This is a genomic window from Arthrobacter sp. ISL-65, assembly GCF_018613795.1.
GTDB lineage: Bacteria > Actinomycetota > Actinomycetes > Actinomycetales > Micrococcaceae > Arthrobacter.
This window is the reverse complement of the sequence record NZ_JAGGPN010000018.1, coordinates 1-12,723: the sequence shown is the minus strand read 5'-3', so window position 1 is coordinate 12,723 and position 12,723 is coordinate 1. Positions and strand designations below refer to the sequence as shown.

7 protein-coding genes are annotated in these 12,723 nt (G+C 62.4%); 3 read left to right on the top strand and 4 right to left on the bottom strand.

All coding sequences use genetic code 11. The features are described from left to right. Positions 1-4: 4 nt before the first annotated feature. Complete coding sequence (locus J7I85_RS07430; protein ID WP_214848926.1) at positions 5-394, top strand: hypothetical protein; 390 nt, start codon at positions 5-7, stop codon at positions 392-394. A 69-nt stretch (positions 395-463) separates the two neighbouring features. Here the strand turns inward: J7I85_RS07430 and J7I85_RS07425 are convergent, their stop codons facing one another. Genes J7I85_RS07425 through J7I85_RS07415 form a run of 3 tightly spaced genes read right to left on the bottom strand, consistent with a single transcriptional unit; the run spans position 464 to position 6,040 of the window. Further along, positions 464-2,707 (bottom strand): FHA domain-containing protein, encoded by a 2,244-nt coding sequence (locus J7I85_RS07425; protein ID WP_285289550.1) that lies wholly within the window; start codon positions 2,705-2,707, stop codon positions 464-466. A 33-nt stretch (positions 2,708-2,740) separates the two neighbouring features. Next, complete coding sequence (locus J7I85_RS07420; protein WP_214848916.1) at positions 2,741-4,348, bottom strand: serine/threonine-protein kinase; 1,608 nt, start codon at positions 4,346-4,348, stop codon at positions 2,741-2,743. 3 nt (positions 4,349-4,351) lie between these two features. Then, positions 4,352-6,040, bottom strand: coding sequence for a zinc ribbon domain-containing protein (locus J7I85_RS07415; protein ID WP_214848914.1), 1,689 nt, complete (start codon positions 6,038-6,040; stop codon positions 4,352-4,354). A gap of 361 nt (positions 6,041-6,401) precedes the next feature. Between J7I85_RS07415 and J7I85_RS07410 the strand changes: the two genes are divergently transcribed. Beyond that, positions 6,402-6,746: a transposase family protein gene (locus J7I85_RS07410; protein WP_214848912.1), complete on the top strand. Its 345-nt coding sequence runs from the start codon at positions 6,402-6,404 to the stop codon at positions 6,744-6,746. Positions 6,747-7,363: 617 nt separating this feature from the next. On the opposite strand, the gene J7I85_RS07405 is transcribed toward J7I85_RS07410, so the two are convergent. After that, positions 7,364-8,368: an IS110 family transposase gene (locus J7I85_RS07405; RefSeq protein WP_214848909.1), complete on the bottom strand. Its 1,005-nt coding sequence runs from the start codon at positions 8,366-8,368 to the stop codon at positions 7,364-7,366. An 800-nt stretch (positions 8,369-9,168) separates the two neighbouring features. On the opposite strand from J7I85_RS07405, the gene J7I85_RS07400 reads away from it, so the two are divergent. Next, on the top strand, positions 9,169-11,496 hold the full coding sequence (locus J7I85_RS07400; RefSeq protein WP_214848903.1) for a TIR domain-containing protein: 2,328 nt from the start codon (positions 9,169-9,171) through the stop codon (positions 11,494-11,496). The last annotated feature ends 1,227 nt before the right edge of the window (positions 11,497-12,723 follow it).

Here is a 12,723-nt window from a genome sequence, read left to right as displayed (position 1 = left end):
CGCTTTGAGTGAGCTCCGCCGTTATAGACGCCGGCCGGATCAGTATGTGGTCGCGGTGCCGTTGCGTTTAGATACCGACGGGTTCATCTACCGCAAGTGGGGCGCTAAACAGCAGTGCAAACCTGGGGACTGGCTGGTGGACGACGGCGGCGACATCCACACGGTCGATGCGGACGTCTTTACCGCGACCTACCGACAGATTCACAGGGGCGCGTACGTTAAATGCACGCCGGTTTGGGCCGAAGTTGCCCCGGAAGCCGGCAGCGTGCTGACCAAGGAAGGCCGCACCAGCTACAACAGGGGCGACGTCGTCGTGTTTAATAATGAAGACGGGACCGACGGCTACGCTATGACCGCCGAAAGATTCAATTCACGCTACGAACCGGACCAATAAGGGTTGCATGGCTGATTAGCCGGTCAGCAGAACAGCCACAGCAAAACGCGGGGTAGTGTCAGCTACAACTCATTTCCATGCATTCCGGGTTACTGAGCGATGAAGTGCCCAGGCCGCAAGCGCGAGGAATGCCAGGGCCTGGAGGCCCAGGAACCCTATGTCGATGAGCCACTGCTGGGCCGTTGGGTCGTACAGCTGGTCGGCCTCGGGTACGGGCGGCTTCTGGAGGCCCGTGGTCGCAGCTGTCGCGGCGTAGCCAAAGCGTGCAGGCAGCAGCCACGACACTTGTTCCAAGCCGGCACGTCCGGCTATTGTAAACAGCCCACCGCACAGGACAAGCTGCGCCATGATCAAGGCAACTAGTGCGGGCATGGTTTGTTCTGTCGACGTCGCAGCGGCAGAGACGACGAGGCCGGCTACGGTCATGGTGATGCCAACAGCCGCCACCGCTACCGCAACTTCGATGTGTCCGTTACCCAACACGAGGGCGTCGTCCGGACCGGGGAGTCCAAGAAGCGCGAGCACGGTGAAGACCGCGCACTGGCACGCGACCAGCACTCCGAGAACCAAGACTTTGCTGAGCAGGTATGCGCCAGGGGACAGGCCGACTGCCCGCTCTCGCCGGTAGATGGGCCGTTCTGCAACCAACTCCCGTACTGCGAGCGCCGTGCCCATGAGCGTGGCCCCGACGACGAGGACAATCAGCCGCTGCTGGATCTGGTTGAAATCGCCCTTGGCCTCGTTGACGGAGAGACCTGCCTGACCAGGAAAAGCATGTGCCATCAACGCCAGCAGCATCGGCATGCCAATGAGAAGAACGACGAAGAGCCGGTCCGCCGCAACGACGGCCGCGTTGCGGCGGGTCAGCGTCCACAGCTGGCGCAGGGGAGCCGCACGTGGCGGCGGGGGCGAGTCACCTGCCGGAAGCGAAACCGCTGCGGAAGTCGTACGCCCCAGGTAAGCGTCCCGGGCGGGCGAGCGCGCGTACCGGCCTGCCCACGTCTGGTCCTCCAACGACGCGAAGGCCGCGGGGTAGTTGTCCACGCCGAAGAATGGGAGCACCTCTGCAGGTGGTCCGAAAAACGCTACTCGTCCGCCTCGGGCGAGGACCAGCACGCGGTCGCACACGTCCAGGGCCAGGACGCTGTGGGTGACCACCAGCACGACGCGGCCGGCGTCGGCGAGTGAGCGCAGGCTGCCCATGACTTGCTTGTCGAGTCCGGGATCGAGCCCGGAGGTGGGTTCGTCCAGGAATAGCAGCTGGGGGGCGGTGAGCAACTCTAAAGCAATCGACGTCCGCTTGCGCTGCCCTCCGGACAGAGAGTCGATCCGCTGGTTCATTTGCTTTGTCAGGTCCACCTCTGCGACGACCTGGTCAACCCGCTCCTCCAGTTCCCTGGTGCTCGTGTCGGGTGGGAGGCGCAGTTGCGCCGCGAAATGCAGGGCGCGCCGGACCGTGAGCTGGCGGTGAAGGATGTCCTCCTGAGGCACGAGTCCCACCAGAAACCTGAGTTGTGCGTACTCCGCGTAGAGGTCACGACCGTTCCAAGTCACGCGTCCTCGGGTTGCTGGTTGCAGGCCGGTCAGTGCACCCAGAAGGGTAGATTTTCCTGCACCCGACGGCCCGATGACCGCTACGAGTGTGCCGGCCGGCACGGTCACGGCCACGTCGTCCAGTAGGTGGTCGCCCGCTTTCGTCGTGACTTCCAAGTGGCGGGCGCTAAAGACCGGACGCTGGGCTGAAGGTGCCGCAATGTCGGCGCCGTTCCAGACAAGCGTGCTTGAGCCTACCCCGATTTGGTCACCGGTGCGGAGTTCGGCTTCGCCACGGAGCCGCTCCCCATTCAGGAAGGTGCCGTTGAAGCTGCCTTCGTCGCGGAGGACTGTTGATTCCTGGATCGCCACTGTGGCGTGGCGCCGCGACACCAGTGGGTCGTCCACAACAATGTCAGACGATCGCGACCGCCCTATGGTGAGTACACGCTGTTTTGTGGGCTGCCGCCGCGGTTCGGCACGGAGGAGCAGCTCCGGTCCATCCAGCGCGCCAAGGCGCAGTCGCAGACCCTCTTGACGGAGCGGCACGGGCTGGTCCATGGCCTGCTCCCTCCCCACAATCCACGTGCCGTTTCGGCTGGTCTGATCGGCTACCCACCAACCGTCGTCGCTATGCCATATGCGCACGTGTCCGCGGCTTACACGTTCGTCATCGAGGCGTACATCGGCTTCAGGTCCTCTACCCACTTCGATGGCCCGTGCAGGCGGGAAGCTCCAGTCATGCCCATTCAGGCGGATGTGCAGCGAAGCTCCGCTCATGGATGGAGTTGTGCGGTCAGTCATGGCATTGCCTCACCTTGTTCGACGCAGGGAATCGGCGACCTTGTCGAAGACCGCGCTGTTCTTCTCGAAGAGCGACGTCGGCGCGAAGAACACGAGGAGTTGGCGCGGATCCGTCTCCAAGATGCAGACGCGCACCTGCAGGGTAACGGAGGACGAGAGGGGAAGCGTCCCTTCCATGACCTGTGCTTTAACCTCCCCGATTTTGGCGGGACCACGGTCTGTCAAGCGGGGGTCCTTGCCGGGAAGAAGTGCCTCGGCGACGCTGACGCGGGTAGCTGGGGATTGGCCACTGACCACAGCGGCCTGGTGGTAGATGGTCAGCCCTACGACGCTGGCGGGGTCCTGGCCTGCGATGCGGGCGACAACTGCAGGGGCGTCCGGCTCGTCAGCGAATAGCGCAGTGACGTCTGCGGGAGACAGAACGCTGACCGTACTATCACCCCCCATTCGGCTGCGGGGTGTCCAGCTTTTGGGGACTTCGAGCGTGTATGGGATGTCACTGGCGCGGAAGGTCACTCGCTCTTCAGCGGAGAGCAACTGTGGCAGTACCAGAGCAGCCGCGAGGATCAGGACGAGCACGGCGACCACGGATCCGAGCATCCAGGCGCGGCCCCGCTTCAGTGCCAGTGCGCGGTGCCTCGACCCGGTTGTCGTTCGACTGCGAGGGGAGGCTTCTCCCGTGGCTCGGGCTGTGCCGTCGTAGTCTGTGTCCGGCAGGAAGCCGGCAGGACTGGCAAGGGCCTCGGGCGGCGGCTGCGTCGGCGGACTTGGAACGGGGTCCATCATGCCGATGAGGGCGCCGCATGAGGCAGGCCGGTCGTCGCGTTTTTTTGCCATGCCAGCTTGGACGGCGACCCCGATGAGGGAGGGGAGCTCCGGCCGTTCCGCGCAAAGGAACGGCGGTTCCTCGGTCATGTGCGCCCACAGTTGGGCGGAGTCGTCGTCGTGCTCAAACGGTGGGTGGCCTGCTAGCAACGTGTATGCCACGCATGCCAAGGCGTAAACGTCTGCCCTGTTGTCAACGTCCTCGCCGCGTATCTGCTCGGGGGCGACGTAATCCAGCGTGCCAAGGAAGTGGCCCGCCGTCGTTACGCCCGTGGCAGAGGTAGCACGCTTTGTGAGCCCGAAGTCGGTTAGATAGACGTGCCGGTGGCCATAGGTGCGGTCGTCGGAAAGCAGGATATTGCCTGGTTTGATGTCCCGATGCACGAGCCCTGCCGCGTGTGCGGCGTCGAGGGCGGAAGCCGTGTCTGCGAGGATGCGCATAACTTCGGTCAGCGGAAGGGCGCCGCGGGTGTCCAGCTCCTCTTTGAGATCCGTGCCACGCACGTAGCGCATGGCAATGTATAGCAACCCGGACGATTCTCCGGCGCCGTAGATGGGAAGAATATTGGGGTGGTCTACGGAAGCTGCCAGCCTAGACTCGCGGACGAACCGTTGGCGGAACTTATCGTTTGCCGCGAGTTCTGGCGCTAGGAGCTTCAGGGCCACGGGGCGGTTGAGTTGGACGTCAAGTGCCCTGTACACAACACCCATGCCGCCGCGGGCGATCATTGACTCAATCCGGTAGCCAGCCAACTCCGTCCCTGGATCGAGGTAGTTGGGCGTCAAACCCATGGCTCAACCCATCCGTTGACCGCAACTGACACAAAATCGCCATTCCGGCTGGACCTGCCGGCCGCACCTGAAACAGAACGCGGCCACCTCACCGACGGCACCACCGACGGCACGAGGTGCAAGCGGGCCTGCAAAGCGGGTTTCGCCCGCGCCTGGCTGTGCGCTTGCGTGGGTGTTAGAGTCCGACCCCGGGGCCGGAGGTGTAGCGAAATGAGTGCGCGCCTGTGGCTGCGCGGGGCTGTGATGCTCTCCCGCGTCAGTTCGAACGGAGTGGGACCTACCCCGGCTGGCATGCCGATCATTGTCCCCTGCAGCTTTCGTCAACTCGGTCCGCTCTACGCTCGCTCGGGAGTGGTCTGAGGCCTGTGCCGCAGCCCTGAGGGCCCCGGAGGCCGGAGGATGAGAGGCCGCGGGTCGGCTGCCGCTGGCGGCAGAAGCAGTGGCCGACGCAGCTCTCCGCCGCACCAGCACCATGGCTCCCCCGATAACCGCTAGAAGCAGGGCGCCCAGGAGGACGGGAACGAGCGCCCCGGGCGACGAGGTTGCGGTGTCTTTGTCCCCCGCTGCCTGTGCTTGGCCTTTCGAGGCCTGTTTGGCCCCCAATGCCCGGGCTTCGGCGAGCCGGTTCGTTGCCAGGGCTGAGTCGAAGTAGGTCAAAGACTCCTCTAGCGCGCTTTCGGCTGACCCGCCCTGGTTGCCTGCCACCAGATGGTCGATGCCCCGGCGGAATACGGCGTCGAACCTCGAAGGCGAGGCTTGAAGGCCAGTCTTCACCAGCGCGGCCCGGATGGCGGCGGCAGGTACGAGAGTTGCGCCACCATCAGGTTGGCGCGAACCTGCGAGACCGAGGATCTGTCCGGTCGCCTGATCAACAACCGGACCACTCGCCACACCGGCGAGTAGTGGCGCGGCAAGGTTGGTCGCGGACTGAACGCGGGCAGCTCTCGCGTCCACCTTGGTGGGAAGCTCAACCGGAGCCACTTTCGGGGTCGGGCGCTGTGTGAAGCCCAGCAGCATGCCGTCGACTTTAGGTGCTGCGGCAGTCGAGGCGAGGGCGGCGGTTGGCGCAGCGCCACCCCCACTGATTCGAAGAAGCGCGACGTCGTTGGGCTTAGACGGCGTGTTGAGCAGCTCGGCGACGACGTCTCCGGGCTTGGACGTGTATGTGCGCACGTGGTACTGCGCCACGGTGAAGAGGACGCAGTGCGTCACCTGCTTATAGCAGTGTTGAAGGTGTGGTCCCCAGTGAGGGTCCGGCGTGGAGCCACGACGGGCGCGGTTCCCGTTGTTTCCGACAATCGGCACGTGCATTTTTGAGGCAAAGAGCTCATTTGCGGCGTATGCGGCGACGGTGTCCTTGTCGAGGGTGAGGCTCTCCCAAGTAGTCGCCACGATCCCGTCAGCAGAGAGCAGGATCCCGGTGGCGGACCGCAACGGCACGATCGACCGGCCCCGGGCCATTTCCACCTCCCCGCTGGAGTGGTCAATGTGCGCGATCTCCGCCACTGCTACGAGCTCGATCCGGACCAGGGCCGCCTTGGATCCCTCCATGCCGCTTTGCATAGTTGGCGTTGGCGATGGCGTTGACGATGGGGCGGGGCTACTGGCGCCGGTCAGGCCTGCCGCGATGACGACGGCAAGCAATACTTTGAGCAGCAAATCGAGCGAGTGCACGACAGGAAGTGGGAGCACGGTTTCTCTGTTCAAGTCCGCAGTTTCCATTGGCACGCGCCTCGTTCCATTGACGGTCAGGGTGACCCGGACCGTATGGTGAGACCACTAGATGAAACTATAGGGGTGAGGCTAGCACGCGCCGCAGTGCACCGGAAGATGCTGCGTGGACTCATGCGAAAGGTCCGCGTAGCGGGATACGTTGCCTCATTGGAAAAGGTCCGGGAAGAGGCAAGGCGCGGACATCCTTGAGGGGGACTGACGATAAGCCAGCGCAAGGCCGTCACGGTGATCAAGGCGCGGGCGTATGCCCGCGGGAGCCGGCTGGAGAAAGTGCGGATCCTTGATGAACTGGTGGAGCTGACGGGCTGGAACCGGGATTATGCGCGGCGCGCCTGCACCCCAGTGCGGGCGCGGGCGCTTCGGGCCCAGGGTTATTGAGGCTCTCGATCTGGTCGGGCATGAGGGCGGGGTGGCCTCGGGGCAGTTTTGCCTCACGCTGACCGTGACGGATATCGCGACGGAGTGGACCGTGAACCGGTCGGTGCCGAACAAGGCCCAGAAATGGGTGTTCGCGGCGCTGCAGTACGCACTGGGCCGGTTCCCGTTCCCGGTGTTGGGGATTGATTCGGACAACGGATCGGAGTTCATCAATGACTACCTGTTTTGCCTATTGCCATGCGCAGCAGATCGCGTTCACCCGGTCCCGGCCCGGGAACAAGAATGACGGGGCTCATGTGGAGCAGAAGAACTGGGCCAGGGTGACCTGCTACCGCAGCAGAAGCTGGTGTGCAAGGAACGCCACGGGGCAGAGCGGTGAAGAAACACGACGCCGCGCTCACGCCACATCAACGCGCCATCACAAACCCGGGACCCGGAAATGCCGCGTCATCGCCATGAACGCCCAGTCCAACGCCTCAAACCCGCAGCATTGTCCCAGCAGATCCTGGCCTCACCTGCGAATTGGAAACCCCACCCAAGCAAAAACCCGCCCCTGCGACAACTGATATATAGATCGGTTGTGTCAAGTGGCAGGGCGAAGCGGTCCCGGGCTGGTTGCCTGGGACCGCTTCGTTTGTTTGCTGCCAGGGACAGGCCGTGGTGTCAGTGGTTACCGTGTCGTTGGCGACGGCGCGGTCAGACTGATATGCGCGGGTTGGTTACCGCAGGACGAGTTTGTTCGGCTGGAGGTTACCGCTGGTCTAGGAATCACGGGCGCGGCCGTTAGGGCTGCTCATAGTTGGTTCGCGGGTTTACTCCACGCGCTGCAAGGTGAACCACGTGGACAGTCAGGGGGCGTCCTCGGCAGGTTTTCCGTGCCCCGGACGGGAACGGAATCTTTAGTTATGTGGATGTAGGTGTCTCGAGCTGTCCGGTGGCCAGGGACCAGCACCAGCCAGATAGTTCTCGGGCGATGGCGACGTTGGCGATGACCGGTCGTTTGCGGCGTTCGAGGTAACTCATCCAACGGTTGTGCAGGCGCCGGTTTCCGGCATGGCGGCGGGTTCTTGCCTCCGTGGTGGCTTCCTCCCAGCGGGAGCGCATCAGCCGTGAGGGGCTGTTGTATGGTCGACGGTGATGCCAGGCGGCCTCGACAAGAAGCCGGAGGGCGTGGGTGTTGCCTGTCTTGGTGATGGAGCCCAAGGATCGGGACGCGCCGGAGGAATGCTCAGTCGGTACCAGGCCCAGATAGGCGCCGATCCTGGAGCCAGTAAACCGGTCCCAGTCACCGATCTCCACAGCGAGGCCGAACGCGGTCAAGGTTGAAATGCCGCGCAGGCACTGCAGTGCCCTGACGACCGGGGTGTACTCACTGCCGTAGGCCATCGCGGTGATCGCCTCGTCAAGACGGTCGCGCCGGTCCGAAATCTCATGCAAGGCCTCCAGGGAGGACTCGTAGGTCAGTTGCCTTGCGGGGGCATCAAAATGTTGCCGGGCCAGCCAGAGGTCGTGGATACCGGTCCACGCTCTGCCGCCGGAATAGACGATTCCCTGCCGCAAAAGGAGTTTCGAGATCCGGTGCCGGGCACGCATCAGATCGCCCCTGAGGTCTTCCCGGGAGCGGACCAGATCCCGGGCCGCTTCCTGATCCGCAGAGGGGATCCGGACCGCGGTGATCTCGCCCAGCTTCAGCAGGCGAGCCAGATGCAGCGCATCTTTCGCATCGGTCTTCACCCTGTCTTCGGACGGGCGCTGAAGTTTGGACGGGAGCGACACGATCCAACCGAGAATTTCGGCATAATCCGGAGTCATGCGGTGCGGGGTTACTTCACCGGTCTGCGCGTCCAATGCGCAGGCAACGACCGTTCGGGCATGGACATCCAGGCCAACGCTTGTACGCTCGAACATAGCTGGAACCTCCAATTTTCAAATGTGGCTCTACCTGTCCGCCAAGTGTGGCAGGCAACCCACGTCTTGCTTTGAAAGGAGGTTCCAGCCCCGGGCACATCCTCCCCGAACCTTCTGATAGAGGCCATCAGCGCCGGGGAATACACGATCCGGAACGCCACCACCCCACACATGGCACGACACCCCCTGGCAGGCTGGCGGTCCGGATCGGGCCCGGCGAAAATGGACTCCAGAAGGTTCGGGGCTTCACGAGGGCCGGGTCCTCCTACCTCATATCGTCTAGGTCAACACCTGGTTCAACCCGCCCCCTAAACGGACCTTTTCATATGAGGCAACGAAGCAGCCTTCCGGCACCTATTGACGTGAGGTAACAGGGATGCCTTATTGTCTCAGCTTGTCCGGCTCGGTCAGGTGCATCCGGAACTCGGAGGATTTTCACAGTTCCCTTCTAGCGACCTGTAACCATGCACGAGATTAGGCATTAGCCATGTATCCATCCGCAGGAGCAGTTTAAGCCGGGCGTCTCCGCTCCCACTCATTGCCGTGAAATGGTCACGGGTGCAACATTGACGCCATGGGAAGAAGCTTTTCCCGGGTGGACGATGTGCTCGGACCCGAGCGGATTCACGGCGTGACCTATTACCTGTTGCCGCGGCTATTTGCGGTGATCCGAATCGTGGGCGCCCGTGGGCTCGTTACTGCGGTGTCGGATTTCAAGGCATTACCGAGCCGGCCTTCGAGCCGATGACGCCAAGGGCTTGCTCATCCGCCGAGAATAATCTTGAAGCGGGGGTGTTGATATGTCACGCGTATTCCTTAGTCATTCGAGTCGCGACACTCTTCAGGCTGTCGCGTTGAAGCGTTGGCTGGTCGAGCAGGACCTTAGCCTCGAAGGTGAGATCTTTTTGGATTTGGATCCTGTAACCGGGATCCAGCCCGGCGAGCGGTGGAAGGAAGCACTCAGGCGGTCTAATGCACGGTGTGAGGCAGTGATCTGCCTGCTCTCGCGAGACTGGGAAGCTTCGGCCGAATGCAGAACCGAGTTCCGCACGGCGGAGTCCCTCAACAAACTCATTCTGTGTGCCCGGCTGGAGCCCCTTACTGAAGGGGGTATCACTGGGGAATGGCAGCGATGCGACCTCTTCGGTGAGGGCTTAAGCACAAAGATTCCGGTTGATGGCATGGACCGTTTCGTCTCATTCCAGACAGAAGGCCTCCAGCGGTTATACAGGGGTCTTCGCAAGGCAGGGATCGGTGCTGAGCATTTTGTATGGCCTCCAACGAATGATCCGGACCGGGCACCTTACCGAGGCTGGCAACCGCTGGAGGAATGGGACGCGGCGGTGTTCTTTGGCCGCGACGGACAGATTGTCAGGGGCTTAGATGAGTTGCGTGGTATGCGCAGTTCCGGCATCGAGTCGCTGTTCATGATTTTGGGTCCTTCCGGCGCCGGGAAGTCGTCGTTCTTACGGGCAGGCCTATTGCCCCGGCTAAGACGGGACGACCGCCACTTTGCGGTGTTGGAGATCATGCGCCCCGAGCGCAATGCACTGACCGGGGAGCGTGGCTTCGCCCACTCACTCCATGCTCTTCGCAGCAGTCTGGGATTGGACCGACCAGTACTTGCGGAAATCAAGGATGCTTGCGTCGCCGTCGACTCGGAACCGCTCCTGCAGTGGTTGGAAGAGGCGAGATCGGCGGCAGCGTCCCGGCTGCCGGCGGACGTGCCAACGACGCCGAAACCAACGCTGGTTTTGCCGCTGGATCAGGCGGAGGAACTATTCAGTGTGGATGCGGGACCACAAGCAACCCAGTTCCTACGGCTCCTAGGCCGGCTACTACTCCGCACTCGGGACGGGGCCGCGCCCGCGCTGATTGTGGCGGGCACTATCCGGGCCGACCGGTACGAGATGATGCAGACTGCTCCAGAGTTGGCGGACCTAGGCAGTCGGGTATTTGATGAGCTGAAACCGATGCCCGTTGCCCAGTTCAAGGAGGTTATCCTCGGACCCGCCGCACGGTCCACGGCGGCAGGACGGCCCCTGCGGGTGCAGCCTGATCTAACTGAGCGGCTTCTGGCTGAGTCCGCCGAGGGCGCGGACACTCTGCCGCTGCTCTCATTGACCCTGGCCCGGTTGTACGCCGACTTCGAGGGCGCCGGTGAGCTGACCTTGGACGGATACGAGGCCATTGGCGGCATGAGCAGCGTAGTGCAGACCGAAATCGACGCCGTGCTCGCCCGTGACCCCACCGCGCGTGAGTCCCAGCTTGCGAACCTGCACTCGGCGTTTATTCCATGGCTGGCTACCATAAACCCCGACAATGATCAGCCAACGCGCAGGGTGGCACGTCTGGTGGATCTTCCGGCGCAGGCCCGTCCGCTGATTGACACGTTAGTGGCCAGGCGCTTGCTGATTGAAGATGTACGGGGCGGCGAGATCGTTGTTGAGGTGGCGCTGGAGAGTTTGCTGCGCCAGTGGAAGGAGTTGGCCCAGTGGCTGGCAACTGAACGGGAGGATTTGAAGGAAGCCGACAATCTTGAACGCGCCGCAGCGGCGTGGGAGAGCAGCGGTCGGGGCCACGCCTGGCTACTGGAGGGCGCCCGGCTGACCGGTGCAGAGTCGCTGGCCTCGAAGCCCGCCTTCAGGAACCGCCTAAAGAATGTGCGGAGTTTCCTGATCGCCTCCAGACGACGGGAGAACGATCGAATTGTCGCAGCGAAACAAGCCGAACTAAAGGCCGCGAGAGATAAGCAGGAAGCGGCAGAGAGGCAAGCGGCGGAACTGCGGAAAAGCGCCCGTGTGCTTAGAGCAGTGCTGGCGGTCGTGACCCTGATAGCAGCGGTTGCCATTTTCGGTTTCGTGCAAGCGTCGATGACAGCGGAAGAGGCAACTGCGGGAACCTGCCAGGCAACGTCAATGCTGCCGGCATCTGAGGTCCAGCCGATACTGCGCGGAGCCAGGTTTGGCGGCGGAATGCCCGGTGCGAAGCAAGTCCTTGCCTCGCACGTACTGACAGAACCCGTTCGCAACCCCATGACGAGGCAGACAGTACTGCCAGGAGCGCTGCTGCCAGATCGGAGCCCGCTGGCTGTATTGCGGGTATTCCTTGCGGCCTTCGGTTTCTGACTCATCCAGATCCGATACCTCTATGCTGCATTCCAGCAGTGGGACGCCGCTTCCGTGCTAGCACGGGTTGCAGAGGGCACTCAATTACCGAACGCGGCGGAGCTAGGTGGTCGGCGGCGTTGTCTAGGGCGTCGTTCGGCAGCACGATGGCGTCGGTCTTCGACCCGCCCATGGTCCCGGGGTGAGCTGGTCATGGCTACTCCAACTTGTTTCCACATGAGATGTTAGGAAAGAAGGAATGACGCATCGTCGCTTATCGATTTCTCAGCTCATGTTTTGTCTCGCCTGTCGATTGTCCATCCCGGCGCCGGCGCAACTCCAGTCCTGTCTATCGACTGTGGTTCTTTAGATCGAAACAGGAATGAGAAGAGAACCGGTGGCGTCTGTAAAGGTGCAAATTTCCCCTCAGGCGAGCAGCAAAGTGGGCAAAAAGAGGGAGTGCACAATGTGAACACCCTGGGCTTCGGATTCGGTTGTATCGGCGGTGGACTGGTTCGGATTGGGGATGTTGTCGGGGGAGAGGCGGTTTTTCAAGGGCTGGCGCCCGGTTCGAGTCCCACCTCGGGCACGTGTTTTCCCTGTTCAGGGGCTTGTGAGCCTCTGAGTGTGGACAATTGTGTTGTGAAGGGCCCCTCTGGGGGCCTTTTTCATTGGTGGCCGGCTGCCTCCTTGCTTGCCTCGCTGATCGACTGTTTATCGTTCTTTACCTGTTCATGGACTCTCCGGCCCTCTGCAACATGACGTGAGAAGCATCGGACTTCGGTTTCTTTTCTAGGTCGTTGGTAGTTCACCCGGTTCCTCCTCTTCTGCTCGGGGTGCTTTCCTCCTTCTTCATGGGGCCACGGGGGATGGGCGACATGACTTGTGCCCGATCTGAAGGGGATAGTTCCTGTTGGACGCCCACAAGCGGTCTGACTCGGATTACTGTGCCCAACGGGGAGCCAGCATCGTCGTACATGTAGCCCATGAAGCTCACCGCCTTTCTTCCCTGGCTCTCGAGGGTTTTTCCGTCGATACCTGCTCATGGTTACCTGCAGCGTCGACTACATGTCCCTGTGGTTTTACCGTGAAGTCCCGAAGTGAGGTACCTGCTGCCCGGCTGGTCTTTCATATCTGTTCATTGCCAGCCTGTTGGATGAGTGCATGACGGAATGGTGAGACGCCGAACGCCCCCCAGCCGATAAGAACCCTTATGTAGAGCTAGCTCAGGGAAGGGGCTACATGCGC